This window comes from Streptomyces sp. NPDC046866 (assembly GCF_040704625.1).
In the GTDB taxonomy this organism is placed as follows: Bacteria; Actinomycetota; Actinomycetes; order Streptomycetales; family Streptomycetaceae; genus Streptomyces.
This window is the reverse complement of the sequence record NZ_JBEYXN010000002.1, coordinates 356658-379270: the sequence shown is the minus strand read 5'-3', so window position 1 is coordinate 379270 and position 22613 is coordinate 356658. Positions and strand designations below refer to the sequence as shown.

Annotated in this window: 12 protein-coding genes; all 12 read right to left on the bottom strand. The window is 66.1% G+C overall.

The annotated features are described in order from the left end of the window. Window positions 1-94 precede the first annotated feature (94 nt). Window positions 95-460, bottom strand: coding sequence for a hypothetical protein (locus tag AB0953_RS05040; RefSeq protein WP_366857993.1), 366 nt, complete (start codon window positions 458-460; stop codon window positions 95-97). A gap of 40 nt (window positions 461-500) precedes the next feature. Continuing rightward, window positions 501-2240, bottom strand: coding sequence for a hypothetical protein (locus AB0953_RS05035; protein WP_366857992.1), 1740 nt, complete (start codon window positions 2238-2240; stop codon window positions 501-503). Between the two features lies 1 nt (window position 2241). Continuing rightward, window positions 2242-7791 carry a hypothetical protein gene (locus AB0953_RS05030; protein WP_366857991.1) on the bottom strand — a complete coding sequence of 1850 codons (5550 nt, stop codon included), beginning with the start codon at window positions 7789-7791 and terminating at the stop codon, window positions 2242-2244. A 165-nt stretch (window positions 7792-7956) separates the two neighbouring features. Beyond that, window positions 7957-11997, bottom strand: a complete 4041-nt coding sequence (locus tag AB0953_RS05025) for a type IV secretory system conjugative DNA transfer family protein (protein WP_366857990.1) — start codon at window positions 11995-11997, stop codon at window positions 7957-7959. A 136-nt stretch (window positions 11998-12133) separates the two neighbouring features. After that, the gene (locus AB0953_RS05020; protein WP_366857989.1) at window positions 12134-14191 is read right to left on the bottom strand and encodes a hypothetical protein; all 2058 of its coding nucleotides are present in this window, start codon (window positions 14189-14191) and stop codon (window positions 12134-12136) included. A 141-nt stretch (window positions 14192-14332) separates the two neighbouring features. Beyond that, window positions 14333-16087 carry an AAA family ATPase gene (locus AB0953_RS05015; protein ID WP_366857988.1) on the bottom strand — a complete coding sequence of 585 codons (1755 nt, stop codon included), beginning with the start codon at window positions 16085-16087 and terminating at the stop codon, window positions 14333-14335. 364 nt (window positions 16088-16451) lie between these two features. Beyond that, window positions 16452-17000: a hypothetical protein gene (locus AB0953_RS05010; RefSeq protein WP_366857987.1), complete on the bottom strand. Its 549-nt coding sequence runs from the start codon at window positions 16998-17000 to the stop codon at window positions 16452-16454. Window positions 17001-17090: 90 nt separating this feature from the next. After that, on the bottom strand, window positions 17091-19367 hold the full coding sequence (gene mobL / locus AB0953_RS05005; protein ID WP_366857986.1) for a relaxase MobL: 2277 nt from the start codon (window positions 19365-19367) through the stop codon (window positions 17091-17093). Window positions 19368-19462: 95 nt separating this feature from the next. Further along, a complete protein-coding gene (locus tag AB0953_RS05000) occupies window positions 19463-20497 on the bottom strand; it encodes a hypothetical protein (protein ID WP_366857985.1) in 1035 nt (344 codons plus the stop codon). Then, window positions 20497-21021, bottom strand: coding sequence for a hypothetical protein (locus AB0953_RS04995; protein WP_366857984.1), 525 nt, complete (start codon window positions 21019-21021; stop codon window positions 20497-20499). Before AB0953_RS04995 ends, AB0953_RS05000 begins: the two co-directional genes overlap by 1 nt. Before the next feature lie 63 nt (window positions 21022-21084). Continuing rightward, a complete protein-coding gene (locus AB0953_RS04990) occupies window positions 21085-21795 on the bottom strand; it encodes a hypothetical protein (RefSeq protein ID WP_366857983.1) in 711 nt (236 codons plus the stop codon). Then, the gene (locus AB0953_RS04985; protein ID WP_366857982.1) at window positions 21792-22580 is read right to left on the bottom strand and encodes a hypothetical protein; all 789 of its coding nucleotides are present in this window, start codon (window positions 22578-22580) and stop codon (window positions 21792-21794) included. Before AB0953_RS04985 ends, AB0953_RS04990 begins: the two co-directional genes overlap by 4 nt. Window positions 22581-22613 lie beyond the last annotated feature (33 nt).

Here is a 22613-nt window from a genome sequence, read left to right as displayed (position 1 = left end):
CCATTGGAAGTCAGTCTATCGGAGATAGTCATGAGTGGAGAAGGGGAGTTGGGCGTATCAAGTGCAGTCACTATGCTTATCGTTGCCCATTTGACTAGATTTCCAGATCCGGCTCGATCCCCTCCCGGTCGCCCCTGGGCTCATAGTCGACCGACTCGATGATGTTCCGCGTGTTCGGATCGCGGCGCTGGTTCACGACCTTGTTGTGCGACTCCTCGAACCGCTGCTGCGCCGCCACGCGGTGGGCCGCATCGAGCTTCGCGCCGATGTTGCGCTCTCCGAACTCCATCATCGAGCTCAGTGCCGACACCGCGCCCTGCCGGAGCGCGCTGACGTGCGGCTTGTTCTGCGCCCGCTGCTGCTCCCATCGGCTCCGATCCTCCGGTGTGACGTAGCCGAACATCCGCGCGAAGCGCGATCCGAACCTGACCTGCTGACCCTCGCTCTGTTCCTGGCTCATGCCCCCTCCTCCTGTCCTCGTTCGTGTTCTCGGATCGCGCTCAGGTGGCCTGGAAGTCCTCGGAGTCGGCCTCGGCGTTCGGGCCGTCGTTCTGCGCGCCGGCCTCCTGCTCGGCCGACGGACCCGTAGGGCGCGACCGCGGCTTGAGCCGCTGCTCCTCGAAGAAGGCCCCGGGGTCGTCGACCGCCGTCTGCAGTGTTCGCTGCCAGTTCTCTCCGAGGCTCCGCTTCAGCTGCGCCTCGAGATCCGGGTACTTCTCGTTCACTGCCTCCATCGCGTCGACGTAGGCGTTGGAGTAGACCCGCTGCTGCTCCTCGGGTGGCAGACCGTCGATGTCCATGCTCGCGATCATCACCTCGGACTGGTCCAGGCGGTGCTGGAGCATGTCGGGCAGCCCGCTGGTGTCCAGACCCTGTTTCTGCGCCGCGAAGCCGACCAGGTAGCCCAGCACGTTGCCTCCGTAGGCCTCTTGGTCGCCGCGGCCCAGCGCGTTGAGAAGCGAGGTCTTCATCGTCTCGGCGAGCTGAACCTGGTGGGCGTCCGCGTCCATGGGTCGGCGGAGTGTGAACATCCCGTCCTCGGGCAGACGCCGGCCCAACTGGTCGTGGAACTCCCCGCTCCAAACCGTGTGGACCCGATCGGAGCCCGCGATCCGCTCCTGGTGTGCGGGGGCCTTGACGATCCGTCCGTGGGCCACGCCGTTGAACATGGTGCGCAGCTCGGGCTCGTACTCCATCCGCTCGCCGATGATCTTTCGGGCGCGCTGGACGACCTCCCGGCGCTCCAGGCCGTCTTCGCTGATCTGCTCGTACAGGCGCTTGCGCAGCGCCCGGTGGCCCTCGCGGATCAGGCCGACGTCCGCGCCCGGCTCACGCATCTTCCAGAAGGCGTTCTCCATGAGAGCGACCTCGGTCATGGCTGCCGAGTCCGCAGTGAACATCTCCCGGTGGCCGCGCTCACGATGCTGCATGGCGTCCAAGCGCGTGCGCCACTTCTTCGACAGGTGGTCACGCGGATCCGTGCTGCCGATCAGGCGCTCGCGCCGGGCCCCGCTCGGCAGGTCCTTGAAGATCCTCTGCCGGTGCGTGATGCCGCTCTCGGCGAAGGCCACCATGCCACGGGTCCGGGTGTCGATGCGCTCCTGGATCCTGTCCCTGAGGGGTTGGAGGTAGCTGTCCATCTCCTTCTTGAAATCCGGGGCGAGCATCCGCATCGTCATCACCATGCCGACCGCTTGGATGATCGAGTTGGCATTCACTCCGCGCGAGAGCGGCTTGAGACAGGACTGCATCATCATCTGCATGTAGACGTGGTGCATGACGCCGAGATCCTGCGTCCGCTCCTCGTCGGTGAAGCCGGGCACCAACAGCTTCGAGTCCCGCAGCGAGGCCATGTACTTCTCGCAGGCCAGCCGCGTCTCCGCCCTGAGTTTGAGCAGCTGCTCGCGCTGATCCAGGCCCTCGCTCTCGTCTTCGGCCCGGTCGACGTCGATCCCGTGCACGCGGTCACGGTCGGCCATCCGCTTCCGGGTCTTCTCACCGAAGAACTCGCGGGCACGGTCCCGGAGCCGCTCACGCCAGGCGCGCGCACCGTCCGCGTCCTGCGGCCCCGGATCGTCGATCACCTCGGCGTCGATCGGCTCGTCCGAGCGCGAGTCCCAGTGGGCGTAGGTGTTGCCCCGCGGCTCACCGGTCCGAAGCCGATCGTCGCCAACCGGAAGCACCTTGGTCGCGCGCCGGCGGCCCGCGGGTCCTGTCCCCAGTTCCTTGTGCTGTGCCATCTCAGTACCCCATCCCGTAGTCGTCTTCGTTGACTTCGGGCTGATCGATCTCGATGCTCGGCGTGTAGACCGGGCGCCTCGCGCCCACGACCACGGCATGCGCGGAGCGGCGCTGCGAGCCGCGGGTGCGGGACGCCGCCGCGTCTTGAGAGATCACGTCGCGCTTGACCACCGAGTCATCGACGGCGATCACGGCGTGGTCCGGGCTGTGCCTCTCGGTGGAGCCCAGCTGATCGAGCTGCCACGACATCTGCACCCGAGCCTTCAGAGCCGCCGAGGACGCGAACTGCTCGTTCTTCTCGCCGTCGTAGACGCTCTCACGGTTCTTGGCCGCCGCGACCAGATCGGCGAACGCGCCGACGTAGGCCATCCGGTCCATCAGGGTACCCCGCAGCGACACGTCTTCTTCCAGGTTGCGGATGAGCCCGGTCGCCGGGTCCTCCAGCGCACTGGCCACGCGGGCCACGTACTCCGGGTTGACCCTGACTCCGAAGCCATCCTTGGATTCGTAGAACTCGATGAACTGCTTCTCCCACTCCTCGGCCGTAGCCTGGACGGGCTCACCGTCCAGGAATGCCGTGCGCCACTGGCCCGGGCCGACACGTTCGATGCTGCGGCCCCTCCAGAGATCACGGCCGGGGCCCTGGAGCATCGCGTATTTGTGCCGGGCCTCGGCAGCGTCGTGCTTCGCCTGCAGGATCGACTGGGTCACCGGGTAGGTGACCTCCAGGACGGCCTTGAGATCCTCGCCGCGCAGCGCGCACACGGCGCGCTGGCTGAACGAGCCACCCAAGCCGGTGGCGTGGGACTTCATCGCCGTGGCGAACATCGATGCTTCCTGGTCGGATGGGGCGATGCCGGGCGTGCCCTGTGCATCGCCCAGGTTCCGGGCGTAGTCCTCGAGCTTCTTCTCGCTCCCCTTCGCGCCGGTCTTGACACAGACCTCGCGCACGCTCTGCAGGTGTGCCTCGCGATCCGAGAACGTCAGAGCCGCACCGAACTCGCCATGCTGCGCCCGGCGGTACAGCCCGCTCAGCTCCTCCGTCACGATCTGCTGGGCGAGCCTGATGTCCTCCGGCGAATCCGAACCCCTGATGGCCCGCAGCCTGAGCCGGTTGGCCTCGCTCCGCGAACGCTCCAACTCACGAGCCATTCCCGCGTTCTTGGAGAGCGCGACCTGGGTGTCCAGCGACACCTGCATGGCCAGCGGGTGTGAACCATCGCCCTTGACCACTCCGGTGTCCAACAGGTTGGCCGGCACCGAGAGCTTTGCCAGGGCCTCAGCCTTGGCTGCCTCGCTGTGCAGCTTCACCACGGCGACGGCATCACCGTCGAAATCGCCGTCAAAGCAAGCGTCCATTACCGGATTGATCGCCGCGCCGGTGAGCCGGTCGTCGATCGCGACCCGCATGTAGCGCACACCGGCGTCACGGAGCACCGGATCACGCCACACCAGCGCGTGGTCGCCCTCGGCGAGCCCCAACTTCGCAGCCTTGACCGAGCTGAGCGCGACTTGGTCGACGTCCAGCCGTGGGTCTGCGGTCCACACCATCGTCGCCGAGTCGGTGAGCCGTGAGGACATCAGCCCGGTCTTGAAGATGTTGCTCGTGCCCGTCAGCACTCGGTTCTGGACGTCGGTCGTGATCGCTTCGAAGGCGCGCTGAGCGCGCGAGACCGATTCGCTCATGCCGCGACGCACCTCGGCGCGCTTCTCGGCGGACAGACCCTGGCCGTCCAGCTGCTCGGCCATGTACCGGTAGCGGCAGGCCTCCACGAAGACGTCCTGGTAGCTGCGGGTGTAGTCGTGCGTGACGGAGGAGCCGTCCTCGAACTCCTGACCACTCCGCAGATGCGAGGACATCACCGGCAGCTTCCACGAGCTCGCGCTCGCCGTCTCGGTCTGCTCACCGGTCGGATACGTGAGCGGAAACGGGATCTCCATGTCGCCACCGCGGTCGCCGATGAGGTCGCCGAAGGACTTGCGCATCGCCATGGTGTTCAGTCCCGGGAGCTGGCCCGCCTTGCGCGGCTGCGTGCGCAGCAAGTCGGGCATCGGGATGAACCGACGCTCGGTACGCTCGTCGAGGCCCTCGGCCTGGCCGATCACGCGCAGCGTGCCGTCAGCGTCCATGTCCATGCCGGATACCAGCAGGTACTCGCGCAGGCTCGACTCGGCCCCGCTGTTGTGGCCGTAGAACTCGCGCATGATCGCCGGGCAGTCCTGAGACTGCAGCGCCCAGGCCAGTTGAGCGGAGGCCTTACGGCCCTTGCCGGCACGCACCTGCTCGTCGTCGTAGATCTTCGTCTTCTCGTCGACGGCCATATGGGTGACCACGAAGCGCATCTCGCCCAGGGCACTCGGCCGCAGTTCTCCGTTGGGCGAGCGCAGATCGGAGACGTTCCCGCTCATCAGCTCGCGCGCCGAGCCCGCGTTGCGCCGGGAGATGAGGCTGAACGGACTCATCACCACGTCCAGACCCGGGTTGGCCCGGAACCAGTTGACCTCTTCGACAACGGCCTGCTGCTGCGCGTCGTGCAGGGGCATGTCCCGGTCGACGATCAGCGAGATCACGCCCTTGTTGCCGTGCAGATCCGAGATCTTGTCGCCCACGACGAGATCGCGCTCCCGACCGCCGGCCCCGCGGATGCGGTGGCGCCCGGCGAATTCCTTCGACACCACGATCGGGTCATCAGCCGTCCAGCCGCCGAAGGTCATCAGCGCCGTCTTCGCCGGCGCAGTGACCTCAGAGGACTGCATGATCGTCGAGGCCGTCATCTGCTGTCGGTCGAACGGGTCGTACCGCAGCGTCTCGAGCTCGGGGAGAGCCATGAGCGGCGCACGCTGTCCGGCCACGCTCTCGTCGCCCGGCACGATCCGACCATCGCTGTCGACCTGGGCCTGAGTGGTCAGGTACCGCACGATGCCCTGGTTGGTCCCGCCTCCGGTCATCACCGGGTCGAAGTAGCCGCTGGGCGCTGCCACGTTGTTCCGGTCATTGCCGGTGAGTACCGCCATGTTCCGCCCGCCGGTGAGCCGCCAGGCGTCGAAGTGGTTGTCATCAGCCGGGTCGGTTCGGTCGCGCTGGGCCCTGTACTCGGCGTAGACGGTCGAGCCGGCCTTGATCTCGTTGGAGTAGCGCACACGGCGCGCCTCGGTCTGCAGGATCGCTGCCGTCCACTCGTCCAGGTGTGCCTTGATCTCGCCGGTGGACTCGTCCCGCCGGTACGTGGTGGCGCGCTCGATGTAGTCGATGGGGTGCTTGGTGCCGTAAAGCTGTGAGTAGACCGTGTTGAGCGAGGAGGGCTCGCCGGTCTCGCTCCGCCCGGTGATGACGTCACCGGCGATCTGGTACTGGATGCGCTCGTGCATGAGCTGCTCGTAGCCGCGCAGGCGCGTGCGCTCCTCGACCGAGGTCGGAGCCTCGCCCGGAGTCTGGGCCGTGATCGTGGCCTCGTAGCCGGGCACGATCAGGGCGTTCTGCCCGCTGGCGAAGGCGGTGGTGATCTCGCCGTACTCGCCGACATCGAACACCTGGCCGATCTCACCCGAGATCGGAGTTCCCTTGCCGTCACGGCGAAGCTTCTCGCCACTCCACCGGATGACGCCGTGATCGTCGACCAGGATCTCGGCGACCGTCGCCGCGTTGCGCTCGATGCTCTCGCGCACGGTGACCCCGATACGCCGCATGAACGCGGATTCGTGATCGGCGATCGGCACGGCACGCTCGGCGTTGAAGCGGACGAGCCGGTCCTTGAACCGGGTCGTCTGGAAGGTCGAGCCCATTATCTCGTCAGGGGAGATCTCGCAACGACGAAGCGCTGAGGCGAGGTTGTCGAGGTTCGACCACTGCCCGGTGGGGCTGGTCATGTACCGCGCCACCCGCTCCGGGTTGAAGCGCTGATCGACCCACTCGCCGTCGACGTCGTGGGGCTCCGCCTCCCAGGTCCCGATGAGTTCGAAGGGAACGTCCTCGGCGTGCTGTCGGACCTTCTCGACGGCGGTGCCGCCGTAGACAAGGTTGCCCATCTCGGGCGCCTCGTCGGCCTGCAGCTCGCCGATCCCCTCCAGCCGTTGCTGGTACATCTCTTCGGTCGCACCCGGGCGCAGCAGTTCGCTGTGCGCGCCCGTGAGCACGTCCCAGTACGAGCGCTGGATCGCAGCGACCTCGGCGTCAGCCGAGTACTCCGGCGCTTCGATCGCATCCAGCTGTCCGCCGGTTCGCTCCAGCTCCGTCTCGGCACGAGCAATGAGGTCCTCGACGCCGAGGGCTGCCCGCAGGTTCTCCCGGGCGCTCTCGACGGCGGTCTTCGCATAGGCCGCGGCCGACTCGGTGTCGAGGAAAAAGGCCGGCAGTGTGCGGTTCTTCGCGTCCCGGCGCAGCATCACCTTCGAGCCGGGCCGAGGGCCGGACTCACCGGGGGCCACGTAGTCGCCGACCACGAACATCGACTCACGGTCAACGTGGTAGCTGTCGGGCACATCCACCACCATGCGGCCACGGCCGGGCTCCTGGTGCGTCGCGCCGGTCTCGCCGGCGGCGCGCCCCGGAAGATCCGTACGCTCGACGCGATGTCCCTGGGCGAAGCGCAGTAGTTGGACGGCCTCCGCCGGCGAGGGGGAGTAGACCGCCATGCCGCCGGGAACCCGGTGGTTCGTCGAGTAGCGCAGCACGGTGCCGTTGTCGTATATCCGAGCTCCGGCGTACTCCTCCTGGCGTGTGTCGATGAGGCGGATCTCCATGCCGGTCCCAGCGATCTTCGCCTTGATCTGACCTGGCTCGCGGTCGCGCATCACCGCGTAGGACACGCCCTGGGCCTTCAGCTCTTCGAGCAGTGCTGCCGAGCGCGCCACGGCGCGCCGGGACATGAAGCGGTTGCCGTCGACGCGGTTCGTCTGCGGGTTCCGGCCGCCGTCGATGACCCACTCGCGCACCTGGTCGTACTCCTGCCGGCTCATCTTGTCCATGAGCGCGGTGAGTCCCGCCGCGTCGTCGTTCGTCATCGCGCGGCCTGCCTCGAACGGCCGGCCGTTGTCGTCGATGCGCCAGAGCACCATGTTTCCGCGCCGCGGGTCGGCCAGGGTCTCCACCTCGCCGCCGGCCACGCGTCCGATCGTCTCGTCCGGCAGGTACAGCAGCGCGGTTCCGACGCGCTTCACGGTCGCGCGTTCGGACCAGTCGGGGTCATAGGGGCTGATCGGCAGCCGGGCCGACTGCGAGTCGACCTGGGCACCGACACCGGTGACGCGGGTGAACTCCCGCTGCAACTGCTGATAGCGCTCGTTCCGGGGGGAATGATCACCGAACTGCGGCTCGTAGTCGGACACCTTCTCCGCGAACGCCTGGTCGATGGCGGAGAGGCAGTCCGCGATGCCCAGCCGGGGGTCGGCCAGTGCGGTGCCCCGCCGGCCGAGGAGCTCGTCGACTCGGGCGCGGATCGCCTTGGCCTGGGAGATCGGAATGACCTGTCCGGCCTGCACCCGGGCCTGCTCGACTGCCTTGTAGTAGACGTACTCGTAGAAGTACTTCCGCAGTCCGCGTGCCTTCTTCATAGTCAATCAGCTTCCTGTGGATGCTCCGGGTTGGATAGAGCTTACATCGCCTATCGAAAGAGAGTTGGAAGCTATTCGAAAGGTCAGTGCCGAGGCTGTCGCTCTTGGGGGAGAGATGGCCTCGGCACTGGTTGTGATCCTCGTCCGACCCCAAGCGGCCGCCGGCTACTTCGAGTTCATCTCGATGGCCATCGCCCTGTCGAATCGGCCGTCGGCCAGCACCTCCCAGCTCGGCAGCGAGGCCAGGTACTGGTAGAAGGCCGAGTGGACCTTCACCGTCACCAGCGACTTCAGGTCCTCCTCGGTGACGTCCTCCTCCGCGAACACCCGCGAGTCCCCGTCCTTCACGTGGCCGTTGATCCGGCGGGCGGCCTTGGCGTATGCGTCCGAGCGGATCTGGCTGATGTAGGTCTGAGACCCATCGGCGCTGCGCAGTTCGCCGTCGCCGCCGACCGAGAAGTGCTCGCGATCCTGTTCCAACTCGGTCTGCGCGGACTTGTAAGCCTCAGCGATCTCGATGTCCAGGCTCTTGACCTTTGCCGAGCCGTCGGGATTGACCAGCATCTCCTTGCTGATCGTCCCCTCCGCGTAGAGCAGACGCTGCCGCTCGACGCTGACCGCCTGACTCTCGGCGACTGCGACACCGACCTCGACGTTCTCAATGAACTGGTCCTCGTCGAACATGCTCATCCCCTCGTACTCGTCGGGGTCGACGACCACCGGAGCGTTGGGGTCATGCCCCTCGTCCACCGTGGTCATCGTCGTGATGACCTCCATGACTTCGTCGGCGTAGACATCCGGGTCCAGGCGCTCGATGTCGACCTCCCGGTAGCCGTAGATCTCCTTGTACTGCGCCTTCGCGTCCGCGGCCTTGACCGCCTGCCGCATGCGCTTCTCCAGCATCTTCACGAAGTCCGGCTGGTTCATCCGCACGTCGAAGTCCATGGCACTGGACAGCGTCGGGATCGTCTGCAGTGAGTACGTGTGCCCCGGGTGCTTGATCGTGTTCCTCAGTAGCCGGACCGACATCGGCAGGATCGTCTGGTTGCGGTTCCAGATCGGCGCATCGCCGGCCCGGAAGACGATCGAGTTGCGCGGCGAGAGGAAGGCCATGTCGTTGTAGCTGATCAGCGGCTCTTCCCTGGTGCTCATCGTGTAGGAGACCCGGCCCTCGGTCTTGCCGCCGATGACCTTGTCGAGATCCTGGCTGATCTGCTTGCTGTCCCTGTACGAGCGGTGAGTCTTGCCGCTCATCTTCTCCAGCGTCTCGATCATCGAGTCGTCCGTGGATTTCAAGAAGACGATGTTCGAGGTGTTGCCCTGCACGATCTTGTCGACGCTCTCGCCGTAGACGTCGCGCAGTTGCTGCAGGGTCTGCAGGATGAGCGTGAACTGCTGCTCCTGGCCCAGGCCGATGGAGAGCATCGTCGCGAAGCCGTCGATGCCCTTGCCCTCCGACTGCAGGTTGCCGAGCTCGTCGAGCATGAACCGCGTGCGGTAGAGCGGCTTCTGGTTCGACTTCGTCATGTACGACTGGTCGGCGCTCACGTCGAACAGCTGCTTGACCAGAATCAGGATCAGTTTCGCGTACTTCATCAGGTGAGGCGGAGTCACCAGGAACAGCGCCTTCGGGGACTCCGAGTAGCGAGACAGTTTCTGCGTGATCGCCCGTGCCTGATACGAGACCTTCTCCGGGTTGCCGCCGCCGGAGAAGTCGAGTCGCGTGTCCGGGTAGAGCGTGTCCCCGGCCTGGAAGGACAGGATCTTCCCGTCCCGAGTGCCACCCTCACGCACCGGCTTCAGCTCGCGCATCACGCCGTTCTTCACGATCTTCTTGCCCGTCACCGGCTCGACCACGTAGTGCCGGCCATTGAGCGAGACCTGGTGGGTCTTCGTGAAGCTGAAGTAGAAGGTGCGCAGCAGCATCTTCGTCTGTGGGTTGACCAGCTCCAGCTTGAGCCAGGCTTCGGCGCCGGGGAACTTGCCCTTGAAGTTGTACCGGGCCCAACCTTCGCGGCCGACGATCTCCTCGTGCTCGAAGTCCTCGCCGAGGTTCTTGGTGAACATCGGGTCCGCGTAGGCGGACCACACGGCCTGCTGACCAACGAGGTGGTCGCGCTTGACGTAGTTCGGTGCGAAGCGCACGCCGAGGCGACGCGGGAAGCTCAGGCCGGCCAGGTCGGTGTTCTGCGACGGCTTGCCCGAGGTCAGCGTCGAGATCGTGGGGTCGGTGAAGAACGACATGGCGGTGATCGCGATGCCGTACACAGAGGCGAGCATCTTCTCTGCGCCGGCCATCGAGCGCAGCGCGTTGTGGGCGTTGCCCACCATCGTGCGCATGTTGTTGCGGGGCAGCGCTTCGCTCGCGTTGAAGTACAGGCTGAGCATGTCCTGATCGGCCTTGCCTTCCCACATGAAGGCCCGGGCCGCAGCCTTCTCCTGCTCCTCGGCCAGGGCGTCCGCGTCGTTGTCGAACTCGCCTGCCTTGACCCGCTTTTCCAGTTCGGCCTCAGGGTTCTTGATCTTCTTCGAGCTCATCTGCACGAAGAGCTGGTAGCAGTTGTAGAGCGTGACCTTGCCCCAGAGGTCATCGAGCTTCTGCTCGAGCAGCGCCGGGTCCATGTTCAGCACGGCTGCGGCGCTGCGCAGCTCCCGTTCCTCTTCCAGGTAGAAGTCGATGAGTCCGTAGGCCGCGCGCTTGAAGGCGTTGTTGGCGGCATTGGGCCAGACCGGGTCCTCGCCGCCGTCGAGCGGAAAGAAGATCCCGGCGATGTTCTCCACGTACAGTGCGCACTTGGTGAAGTTGCCTTCACGCGCTGCGTCGGCCGCCAGCCCCAGGGGGTTGTAGATGTCGGTCTTCATGGAGTTGATCAGGTTGAACTGCACCGGTTCGAACCCCCGGGTGACCAGGGGCACGTAGTTCTTCACCAGCAGCTCGCCCTTGGGGTCGTTGATGACCATGTTCGAGGGCTTCTTCTCCCGCGACCACATGTCGATGACCGGCTCGATGTACGTCTGGCCCTTACCGGCTCGGGTGATGGCCAGCACCATGGTGTTCACCGGCGCGGTATCGACCACGTACGCCCCGGCAGGGCGCTGGACCTCGTACTCCGGGAACGTCCAGTCCTCCTTGATCAGGGCGGCGACGGTCTTGTACGTGTTCGATCCGAAGCCGAGTTTGTCCCGGTTCTTGCCGTCAGGGTTGTACGGGATGCGCGTGGCGTCGTACTTCTGCCGCAGGGTCTTGTCATCGGGGAGGCCGGAAGCCTCGAACAGCTCGTCGCCGAAGACTTCGTCGATGATCGGCAGGGTCTGCGTCAGCGGACTGCCTTCGTCGTCGTCCATGACCTCGCCGGCGTAATAGACGAGGTTCCCCTCCTCATCGGTGACGTCCTCCTTGGCGCGCTGGGCGACCTCGACGGTGCCCAGACCCTTCTGCCTGAGCATCATGTGGCTGAGCATCGAGCTGACCTGCACGCTCGAGTGAGCACCGGCGTCAGGGAACCAGTCGTAGTTCTGCTGGATCTCTTCCGGCAGAGCGATGTGCTGGTCGTTCTGGTACTGGTTGATGTCGCTCGTGGTGTTCATCAGGTTCGCCGCGGCGACCCTCCGCGAGAACCACGTGCCGATGACGAGGGCGACCATCAGACCCGAGCCGAGCGTGAGGAAAAGCTTGAACCCCGAGACGTCGGCCAGCTGCTCTCCGACCGTCGTCGCGCTCTTCTTGGGCTCGGACGGCCTGTCGGCGCCGAGCTTGCCGTCCTTCGCCGCGGTGTACCAGACGGGGACCGGAACAGCCTCAGCGCTGGGGTGACACTTCGCCTTCACGTCCGGGTTGCCGTCCTGGGTCAGGGGTCGGTAACACTTCACGACCGAGCCGCCCGCACCCGTCATGGTGTCCTGAACGTAGTACGCACTCGGCTTGCCGCTGCCGGACACACCCGAGCCCGCGAACACGCCCACCGAGAGCACCGCCGCGGCGATGAGCGAGTAGAAGACCCAGGCAACGACCGTCACCAGCACTCCGGTAATCACCGCGACGACGATGCCCGGTCTGGTCGACCTCAGGGTCAGGAACTTGCTGCGGTCCAACTGCTGGCCGTCGTGGACGTCTCGGTGCGTCAGCGTCTCGCCGGGCTTCCGCGCCGAGATCTTCTCCCAGCTGCTCGCCTTCGGCCGTGCCGCCTTCCGTCTGTTCGTGGCCATCGTGATTCCTTACTCTCGAGCCTCGCCCATTTCGCTGTCCCGCTGTCCGTTGCGCCCGGCTGCGCAGACGACGACGGCGCATGGGGAACGCGCCCCGTGCGCCGTCAGATCACCCCGTCGGTCATGACCGATTCGCTCAACGGACGAAGACCACCCCGACGATGAAGCCGGCCACACCCATCAGGAGCGAGAGCGTGACGATCAGGACGACGAGGATCTTGTTCGAGCGGCTCTGCATCTCGGAAGCCCGCGCCAGCTCGTTGGCATAGGCCTCCTTGTCGGCCTGCATCTCCGTCAGGCGGGCTTCGTACCGCCTGGCCGCTGAATCCTCGACCGTCGTCAGCTGCTTGAGCAGGTCGGTGACCCGCGTCACCTGGAAGTTGGTCTTCTCCTTCTCCAGGTTGAGGTTGTGCTGCCACTCGGCGTCCCGAGCCGCCATCTGCGTGATGGCGTCCTTGCGGTTGCGTTCGAGCTCGTCCTCCATTCGGCGGATCCGGTCGGCGTGCTCAGAGCGCATCGATTCCAGGAGGTCCTGCTGTTCCCGGCGCAGGATGCCGATCTCGTCCGTGGTCCGCTGGTGCTCGGCCAGCGCCTCGGACTGGGCGATGTCCGCCTTGCGGTTGTCGTCGACGATTCGCTGGATCTCGGACTTCCACCGGCTCAGGCGCTCTTCCTCGGCCGCCAGGTACTCCGACTGCCGCTCGGCCAGCACCTCGAATATCCGCGTCTGCCCGGTCTGCATCTTCAGCGCTGCGTCCGACCGCCGGACCCGCAGGATTTCCTGCTGGTTGTGCGCGTGGGCATCCTCGATGTCCCGCTCGATCTGGGCGACGGAGTCAATCTGCTCGCGCTCCATCCGCGAGCGGTTGCGCTCCTTGTACTGCAGCTCCGCCGAAAGCGCCGCCTGCTGGGCCACCTTGGCGGCCTGCGCCTCATAGTCCTTGGCGATCTCCGCCCGGCGGGCTCGGGCCTTTTCCTCCCTCTCTGTCTGCCGCTGCTGGTGCTCAGCCTCAGCCGCGTCCTTCAACAGCTTGTACCGGGAGCCCTCGCGGTCGGTGGCCACCGCACGGATGACCTGCTCGGTGTGCGCCGACATGAGGTTGACGTAGAGCGCACGCAGCTCGACCTCGTGCGCGGAACGGAGCTGCATCAAGTCCGCGTTGGCCTGCCGGTTGAGCTGGGCGACCTGGTCCCCGAGCCACTCGGTCGTTCCCTCGGGCACGGCGATCTGTACGACCGGTGCGCCGATGGTGAAGGTCGCGTTGAACTCGTCGAGCCGGACGTCCAAGTCCAGCTCCTCGGAGAGGAACCGGCGGGCGATGACGTCGCGTACCTGGGCCTGATCCGCCAGCGGCACGGCGTCGCCGGCTTCCTGGTAGTCGCCTTCGATGTCGTAGCCGGCGTCGGTCTCGTCGAAGCCCTCGTAGCCGGTCACCTCGTCGCCGTCGTAGTCCGGCTCCGACTCGACCGAAACGGTGGCCACGTCGTCCCCGTCGAACACGGGTGCGTCCACCCGTTCATCGTCGTCGACGACGTCGCTGAAACGCGGCTCGTCGTCCAGGCCCTCGTCAGCCCCCTCGTCACCGGGGATCTCATCGAAGATCGCATCCCCCTCGTCCTCATCGAGGAGCGCCGGGGAGGGGTCGGCGGTCCCAGCCTCGGCGACCAGGCCGCTGTGTTCTTCCCACGCCTTCTTACCCACGGCTTCTTCGAGGGTCGTGATACCTGCGGCGACGAAGCGCGCCTGTGCGAAGGTCGCATCGTTCACCAGATCGACGAGCAGATCGCCGCCGGGCTTCTGCCACACGACGGCCCAGGCGTAGGCGGCACCGGTGAGCAGCGAGTACTCCTCCATGCGCGCGAGAGTCTCGTCGGTGGGGATGATGCCGAAGACCTCCTCTTCGAGCATCTCTGCCGTGGCCACCGTGCGGATCTGGTCGGAGCTGATGAGCTCGATGATCGAGCCCTTCGCCTCGTTCCGGCCGTGCCGCATGCTCAAGCCGCCGATCTCCTCGGCAGCAAGCACGAGCATCACCCAGGCCGTGCCGCTGGGAAAGACGAACGGAGTGTTCGACCGCAGCAACTCGACCGCTGCCGGGATCGCCGTCTCTCTCACCACGGAGGCCAGAAGCTCATTGGGCTTCTTCTTCCGTTCCTTCTTCTGGCGGACCGCCGCCGCTCCCAGAATGCCCATTGATGCCGATCCCCTCGCCAAAAGAACACAGTCCGCCTGGTTTACGAGCATCCTATCGCTGCCTTGTCTGAGTGAGCAACTATAGGGTGTCACAGGGCTATCGACTCGTTAGTCGACTAGGTCCGGCCGGCCTTTACCGACTCATCGCACCGCACTGACCTCGATGTAGGCATCGGAACTCAGCAGGTTCTTGTCGTCGCTGACCAAGGCGCCGACGACGTCGATGCGGATCCGTCGCTCTGAGGGGTGCTCGTTGAGGAAGGTCGCCACCGCGGTGGTGACCTCGTCGGTCAGCCTCGCCACGGCCGCACGCGCGCCGCCGGCATCGGAGTCGGTGTCACCCTTGTCCTCGATGAGGTACTGCAGCACCCTCGCATCGACGTCGACCCGCACGTTGTGCTTGATGAACACCTCCTGCACCATCTGCCGGAGCTTCTTCCGCACGATCTTCTGCTGCGTCGGCAGCGACAGCGGCTGGAAGGGTACGATCGCGTCGATGCGGCCCAGCAGCTCGGGCGGGAACCGGTTGTCGCCTGTCGTCGAGGAGATGGAGCGGCGGATCAGCTTCTCGTACTCCATCAGCTGTTTGCCCGAGCCGGTGTCGTCGGCGGCGTACTGCGAGATGCTCTTGTAGATCTCCGTGCCGGCGTTCGTCGTCAGAACGATGTACGTGTTGAGGAAGCTCACTTCGCGGTTGTTGTCGTCGTTGAGCCGGCCGTCGTCGAGCACCTGTAGTAGCACGCGCGTGACCATCGCCGAGGCCTTCTCGACCTCGTCGAAGAGCAACACGGCGTGGGAGAGGTCCCACACCCGCTTGGTGAGTTCGGAGCGGAAGGCCGCGAATGACGAGTCCTCGGCGTACTCCGTCATGTCGAAACGGATCAGGTGCCGCTGGTCATCGCCGAACAGCAGCTTCGCCAGCTGCTTGGTGAGTTCGGTCTTGCCGACGCCGGTGGAGCCCGTGAACAGCAGGCTCGCCATTGGCTTTCCCTTGTCGTGGAGGTCCGCCACCGCCAGCTGTAGGCGACGCGCCACCGCGCCGGTCGCCCATTCCTGGCTGAACACCCTCTCGTCCAGCTGCTTCTTGATCTTCGCGCCGTCGACCTTGAAGGCCACGTTGACGTTCAGGGTCTCCATGAGCACGTCCGAGAGCAGGTCCCGGTCCATCGGCCGGTGCGTCAGGCGAGACCAGCCGACCATGGAGTCGAGCACGAGGATCGACTTGCGCGGTTGAGCGCTGGCCGGCATGTAGCGCTGGGTGTACTCGTAGATCTGCCGGAAGATGTGGTCGTCGTAGAACTCGTCAGCCACCCCATATCGTTCGGCCATGCCCTGCAGAATCTTGATGGTCGTCGACTGGTCGGGCGGGTTCAGGTTGATGCGTTGCAGTCGCTCGACGAGCGGCTGGTTCGGCGAGATGTGCTTGTGGAACTCCTCGTAGGTTGTCGCCGCGATGATCCTGATGCCGCGGGTTCCCGATGCGGCGAGGACCGGCTTGATCGCCTCGACGGCGGCGTCGGAGAGCTGAGCGACCTGATGGAACTCGTCGATGAAGAGCACCAGTTCGTGCTTCTCGTTTCTGACGAAGTCCTCGGCCTCGTCGAAGAAGCCCTTGAGGATCGCGGCCATGTTCTCGGCGGTGCCCGCCTCGGAGATCATGCGCGCTGGGTCCACTTCCAGGTAGAGGCGGTCCTTGTCCACCAGCATCGTGGCCTGGACCAGGGCCGTCTTGCCTGTGCCGGCCTCGGCCAACAGGAGCGCGTTGCACAGCTCGGGACGGCTCAGCGAGGCCAGCAGCTGTGTCGTCTCGTGCTCGCGGCCGACGATGTCGCGCTCGGCCTTCTTCAGCGGCTCCGAGAGTTTGGACAGGAGCCGGTAGCGCTCGTTGAGCTGCACCTGTTGAAACATGCCACACAAGACCTCTCGACAGGACTGACGATTCGACTGCAAAACCAGTCGAAACCTATCATGAGCCGCACTCGACAGGGCGCTTAATGGGAGGCGAGAAGGGCTCGTGAGGGCATTCGGAGGTGGGTCTTGGAAGGTGGCCGAGCGATCAGCGCTCGACATCTCGTAGTCGTAGGTCATGCACTCCAGTGGGTCAAGGCGATCGACTTGTGCGTCCGGATGCGTGCGGTCGCGCGCTGACGTCTTCGGTGGTGCGAGCTGACCGGCAGGCAGGCGCCCCCGTGTAGCCGAAAGGCCCCTGGATGTCATTCCAGAGGCCTTTCGAGGGCTTGACTCGGCCTCGCCCTTGGTCTCAGCCGACCGTCGGCTGGTCGACCTCGACCTCGGCTGCCTGCTCCCGCTCGGTCTCGGGAGCCGAAGTCTGAGCCTGTGACTCCTTGGCCGCGGCCTGGGCCTCGCGGGCTGCACGCATGGAGGCCAATTGGCGGTCCAGCGTTCTGCTGTCGACCATGAACTCGGAGGCCTCGACGGACTTGGTGTTGACCACCAGGCCGGTGCCGTGCGTCGCGGGCATCACATTGCCCTTGAAGCCGTAGATGGTGCCGATCTCGTTGCCGTCCTTGTCCAGGATCGGCTCGGTGTTCGGCCCCGCGGCCTCGGCGATCTCCTCCATCTGACGGGGGGAGTACGGGGCGCCGTTGTTGTAGCGGACCTTGCCGTCCTCGCCCTGAACCCGATCGGACTTCAGATGCAGGTTCGTTTGCTTCGGGCCGCGCAGGTCTCGAGCGTCAAGCTGGATGTCGGCGTACTGGGACTTGCCATCCTTGGTGAAGCCCTTCTTGTAGGCTATCGCGATGAGGTTGACTCCGGTCATCGCGCCCCGGCCCTTGAGAAGTGCCATGATCTCTTCCCTCCACTTGTTCCGCCTGTCATCTGACAGTCGACCGCGATCAGTCACATCGCCCGAACAAGACGTAAGCAGCTCGTCTGGTTAGGGCTCAAAAGCGGTTGAGATGGACGGCTGATGCGAGTCGAATGCCCTCTCGGCGTCTGCTGTGGTCACAGCCTGATCGACTCGGGCCTGGACCCGCACGACCAGGCCGGCGTCCAGCGAGGAAGCCTTGGACCGCCGCATCCCCTCGGCCTGCTCGCGCCCGGCGCGCAGCTCCGCGATTCGGGAACGCAACATGAGCGAGCCGGATCGCCGGCCCGTCTGCTGGGACGTCAGCTCCCGGGACAGCCGTGTCATCGCCGCGACATCGTTCACCGGCAGATCGGCAATCGCCTCTGCCTGACCGGACTGGTCCAGGTAGTCCATCGCCGCCAGCAGCAGCCGTCGGCGATCCCTGGCCGTCTCGACGAAGGCCTGGTGTGCGCGCGGCCCGATGACGACGTCGGTGACGAAGTCGTAGCCCAGGTGATGTAGATCCAAGCCTTTGACCTCGTCGAAGTCATACGCGGTACCGACGACGACCTTGAAGTCCGTGCTGACCGCGTCCGTCTCCGTACTCGCCCGATCGTCGGCGCTCGACCCCACGCGCAGCACCAGGCCGGAGGAAGCCAGATCGGCCCGGAGGCCGTGCAACTTCCGGTCATAGGACTGCTTCATCGTCCGAATGCGCGCGTCCAGCACCGCCCGGCCGCGCATGCCCTCGGTCAGGAGCCTGCCGCCGGGCTGACCGTAGATCGTCCGGCCCAGATTCTCGGCCTCCGCGGAGTCTTTCATCCGCTGCAGAGAGGCATCCGCGCGCAGGGCCATGAGCGAGAGCAGCCGCCGGCCGTAAGCCGCCACGTCCTGCTGCTGCTCGTGCCATGCGCCCGCACCCCCGACAAAGGGCAGGAAGTGGCGGTACTTGCTCATCAGCCTCCAGTGGTAGGCCTCCTCGAAGCGGTAGAAGTCGTAGAGCGGGCGCGAATCCTCGGCGGCCACACCGGCCTTCTCGGCCCGCTCCCACTGGTGGGTGAGATCGCGGTAGACCCCGACCTTCTCCCGGTGATGCCGTAGACGTGAGGCGTAGCTGCGCAGCCGGAAGCCAAAGGAGACCAGATCGGCTTCCGTGTTCTCGTGGTCCACCTGACGATCTGCAGCCAGCGCCGCCATCTGCTGGTAGTCCATCCCCATGACTTCGAGCATCGGCGTGCGCACTCGCAGTTCCGACTCCGGCATGGCCCGAAGCATCTGGTAGATGCCGTTGACGGCGCGCTCCGTGATCTGTGTACGTCCCTGCTCGACCAGCTTCTGCCATTCCTCCGTGCTCAGAGACTCCTTCGCGCGGCGCTCGTTGGCGTAGTCGACGATGCGCTCCATGGCCGCGGGCATCGGGGACCCAGCACGTTCGAGCTGCTCCTTCACGAGCTCGGTCACCAGCTGGTTCGCCTTGCGCATGCGAGCGTCGTCCGAGCCGGCGCGCCAAAGCGTTCGGTCCCCAGGCAGGCAGGCGACCAGAAACTGCGGCAGGGACTCGGCACGGATCCGCTCGTGCGCCCACCGCTTGATGAAGGTGGTGACGTTGCGCCGCTCGTAGCCGACGGCGCTGGAGAGGTGAGCGACCGCCTGCTTCTCGTGGAGCCAGGCATCGACGCCGCGGCGGAGCCGGGACTTGTGCCGGTCCAGTAGCTTGCCGCGCTGCGTGCCGTTCTTCGTCACCTGGCCCCGGCCGCCGTCGACCATGGCCAGGTGGCAGTGCACGTGCTCGGTGTCGACCTGGATGACCCCCACGTACCGCAGGTCGTCGAAGCCGCTGGTGCCCGAGCCCATCCGCTCCAGGCCGTACATGATCGCCATGCGCAGCTTCATCTGATCGATGTGGCCGCGGTAGTCACCGCGGGCTTCGCAGCGGAAGTCGACGTCGATGATCTTTTGCTTCCGCAGGTACTCCTCGTCGAAAGACAGCACGGTCTTCAACACGGTGTGCCCCGCGTCGAAGTAGTGCTGGATGTCCTTGCCGGCCGCCTTGAGCTGTTCGTCCGAGAGCGAGACCGAGCCGTAGCCGAAGGCCACGCCGCCGTCGCCTTGCGCCTGGCGCATCTCGTGCTTCGTCGCACCCCGCGAGATGCCGACGCGCTCGACGGCGGACTCCCGCGCCGTGTAGCGCAGGATGAAGTCGTCGGTGCGCAGACGCTGGATCGGAGCCAGGGACTCCGTCGCCTGCGCGCGGGCCATGTACCGGGTGACGTAGTCTCCCGGCGTCGCGCCGCGCGATCCCTTGCCGCCGGGCAGCGGCACGCTGAACTCATTCACGATCACGATGTCCTGCTTCAGGCCCATCGTCGCTCGCCTTCCTGTCTCGCCACCGATGCACTACGGGCCCCGGCTGCTGTCAGCCGGCTCCCCGGGCCGCGCACGTCCTGCCTGATCCGGCCTCAGGAGCCCAAGCTCTGCTCGTCGTCAAGGCCGAAGTCCAGATCGGCCGCACGCTGGGCCACCTGGAGCTTGCGCTCGTCCAGGCTCGGGACGGGCTTGACCTCCTGTCGGCGTGCCTCCTCCTCCAGGTCGGGATCGAGGTTCAGGTCGCGTTGCGCCTCACGGGTCGGGACCGAGGAGGCGGACGGCACCTCCTGCCCTTCAGCCTTGTGCAGTGGTGCAGCCACGCGCTCCCGGTAGAGGTTCTCCGTGGTGCCCTCGGTGCTCGCACGCTCGGTCTCGTACTGCTCCCGTTCGGCGGCGATCTCCGCCTCGATCTGCCGCAAGCGTGCGTTCATGCCGTCAGCCACCGGCGCTGCCTCGGGCGCGGGCGCTCCGACGACCTGCTTGGTCTCGGTGTCCAGGCCCAGCTCGTCCTCGGTGAACAGCGGGTTGATCGCGTCCGAGCGCGACTTCAGCCCACGTGCGTCGACTACGGCCTCGGCCCGCTCGACGCCGTTCTTGGATTGGTCGGCGAAGTAGTCGGCGAGGTCGTAGCCGCTGGACTCGAGATCGATCTCCAAGCCCCCGATGCCGTGGATCTGGGTGAAGACCACGGGCACATCGCCTTCGGTCTGCACCTTCGACGGAGCGAGGACGAGCACGTCCGCCGTGGCCGGCAGCTCCCACTCGATCCCAGTGACCTGCTCGGGCACGGTGAAGCCGCTCGTGAAGTATCCCTTGCCGGCCAGCACCACCAGCTGCTGGTCGTCGAACTCGTAGAAGGCGTCCACCCTCTCGCCCTGGCCGGGGGAGTAGGTCACCTGGGATATGCCGAACGGCAGGGTCTCCGCAGGGGTGACCGAGCGCAGCTCGCCCGTCATGTGCAGATACGGACGGTAGTTTTCCTCCCGGCCGCGATGCTTGAGGTCGAGCGATTCGACCATGACGCCGAGCTCGGCGACCACCCCCTCCAGCCGGTACGTCTCCACTCCTCGTTCACGCAGGACACGGTGGGCCCATACGTCGTTCATCGTCAGTCCTGCGGTCCGCATCACTTGCTCCTCTTGCGGTTGGTCCTGCTCCGGTTGGTGGTCCTGGTCGTGGACTCCGGTGTGACGTCGGCCCCGGTCACTTCGCCCCGGGCGTCCTGGATCTTCGCGATCATCCGCGTTGCCCAGCGCCACATGCCGCGCATCACGACGATCTCGCCCGCGACGAGCAGTGCGACCAGGAAGAGGAGCGGGATCAGCCACATGGCGATGGTTCCATCCGCGCTGAGCGCAACCCGGGATGCGCCCGACTGCTGGTGCAGCCATGCGCCCAGCAGCGGGATGATGACCACGGCGGTGATGCATGCCAGCAGGTAGTCGGCGAGAAGGACGACCGCCCGGAAGAACCCCGCCCACACCACGACGGAGAACCCACCGGCCTGATTCCTCGGAGCCAGGCGCCGCCATCCGGTGCGCGGCTTCGAAGCCTTGGGCTCCTTCTCAGCCTTGGCCGTGGTCCTCCTCGCCGCCGAGGCCGTGCTCGTCGGGACAGTCGTCTCGGTCTTCTCCAGGGCCTGAGTCGACATGCTCGTGTCCTTACGTCTCGTAGAGGTCTTCTGGGGTGCGTGCCGAAACGGTGGGTGCTTCGCTCACCGTTTCGGCTTGGGGGAGGACTGTTCCTCGCCGGCCCCGAGGAGGGCGTCGCGGGTTTTGCCGGAGGCCCGATAGGCGTCCAGCGATGTCGCCGTGCCGTCCTGAGAGGTGGAGTAAGTGAGGACCACGAACTCGCTCTTGGCGGGGCCGCTCTTATCCGGTCCAACGTGGACCGGATCGAGACGGGCCACCCCCGTGTAGGAGTAGTTCAGGCCCTGCACTCGACTCACATGAACGTCCAGATCGGCAAGCGCGTACGTCGTCCCAGCGCCCTTCGTGGCACCGGTCGCAGTCATCCACTCCGGCACGAACTCAGTCAGTACCCGGGACTTGTGGTCGAGGAAGCCGTAGCGCGCGTCGAGTAGCGCCTGCTGCTCCTTGACGGTCCGGCTCGACGCCGAGCTGTCCGTGAGGCCGAGCAGAAGGGACCGGCCCGTCGTCCTGTCACGGTTCACCCGCTCGATGTCCACGCCCGGCAACTGGGCCAGCAGCGCCGTGTGCCGTGCTGCGAGCTCGGTCCGGGCGTCGCTGAGGTCGCCTTCGAGCTTCTGAACGACCGCGTTGTCCTGGATGTCCGACACCGCCGGACCGTCGCTGAGCAGGCCGACTCCGAGTGTGACCACCGAGAGCGCGAGCAGAGCCCCGGTGCCGCCGAGCAGGATCCTCCCGGCGTGCAGGCGCAGCTTGTCGTTGATCTCCTCCTTCACGGTGCCCTCACCTCCTGCTCCAGAGCCTTGCCCGTGACCGTCGTACCGGTCCGGATGTTGACGAATGCGTTGCGGACCAGGTCGTAGTCGGCGCGGGCCCAGGCCAGCACCGCCGGCTTTTCGCCCGCACCGGTCCTGGTCTCCGTCGCCAGCCAGGTCACCGCGATGGTGCCGTCGTCGTTGACCAGGTAAGGCACCTGGCCTGCCCACTCGAAGCCCGAGTCGAAGCTCATTGGGATCCCGACGCCGGCTGGTACGTCCTTGTCCCCGGCGAGCAGGTACCACGGACCCAGGTCTTCCTGGTGTACCGAGGGGGCGAAGTAGGGGATGAGATTGCGTAGCGTCGACTGAGACGTCGCCGCGTCGAGCTTGCCGCCGTCTGCCGCCACCTTGGGCGTCAGGTAGCGGTAGTCGTTCTGCAGCTTCGCGACTTGACCAGCCGCCCTCAGGGCCGCGGTCAGACCACGCTCGGCGTCGTCGGCCTTCGGTAGCGCCGCGGTCTTCGCCTCGGTGATCCTGAGCTGCTCCCGCAGAGAGGACACCTCCGGTACGGCCGTACCGCGCACCGCGCTCTGGCCGTCGGATGTTCCTGCGGAGAGTAGGAAGCACAGCAGTGCGCCCACACCCATGCTCAGACCGGCCGCAAGGGTGCGCTTGCGCAGGCTGCCCGCGGGCTCCATGCGCTCAGGAGTGTCCGCGCCCTCCTGCGAGGACCCGGACGTCGCGACGAAGCGCGTCTTGCGTACCGCGGACCCGCCCGACTCATCGGTCTGTGTCGACGCCATTGCTCCTCAACTCGCTGTTCTACTCAAATACCA

Bases quoted from the DNA above. Each gene is read 5' to 3' on its own strand.
- AB0953_RS04995 (WP_366857984.1), bottom strand. From the start codon at position 21,021: ATGTCGACTCAGGCCCTGGAGAAGACCGAGACGACTGTCCCGACGAGC.
- mobL (WP_366857986.1), bottom strand. From the start codon at position 19,367: ATGGGCCTGAAGCAGGACATCGTGATCGTGAATGAGTTCAGCGTGCCG.
- AB0953_RS05040 (WP_366857993.1), bottom strand. From the start codon at position 460: ATGAGCCAGGAACAGAGCGAGGGTCAGCAGGTCAGGTTCGGATCGCGC.
- AB0953_RS04985 (WP_366857982.1), bottom strand. From the start codon at position 22,580: ATGGCGTCGACACAGACCGATGAGTCGGGCGGGTCCGCGGTACGCAAG.
- AB0953_RS05020 (WP_366857989.1), bottom strand. From the start codon at position 14,191: ATGGGCATTCTGGGAGCGGCGGCGGTCCGCCAGAAGAAGGAACGGAAG.
- AB0953_RS05035 (WP_366857992.1), bottom strand. From the start codon at position 2,240: ATGGCACAGCACAAGGAACTGGGGACAGGACCCGCGGGCCGCCGGCGC.
- AB0953_RS05000 (WP_366857985.1), bottom strand. From the start codon at position 20,497: ATGCGGACCGCAGGACTGACGATGAACGACGTATGGGCCCACCGTGTC.
- AB0953_RS05030 (WP_366857991.1), bottom strand. From the start codon at position 7,791: ATGAAGAAGGCACGCGGACTGCGGAAGTACTTCTACGAGTACGTCTAC.
- AB0953_RS05010 (WP_366857987.1), bottom strand. From the start codon at position 17,000: ATGGCACTTCTCAAGGGCCGGGGCGCGATGACCGGAGTCAACCTCATC.
- AB0953_RS05025 (WP_366857990.1), bottom strand. From the start codon at position 11,997: ATGGCCACGAACAGACGGAAGGCGGCACGGCCGAAGGCGAGCAGCTGG.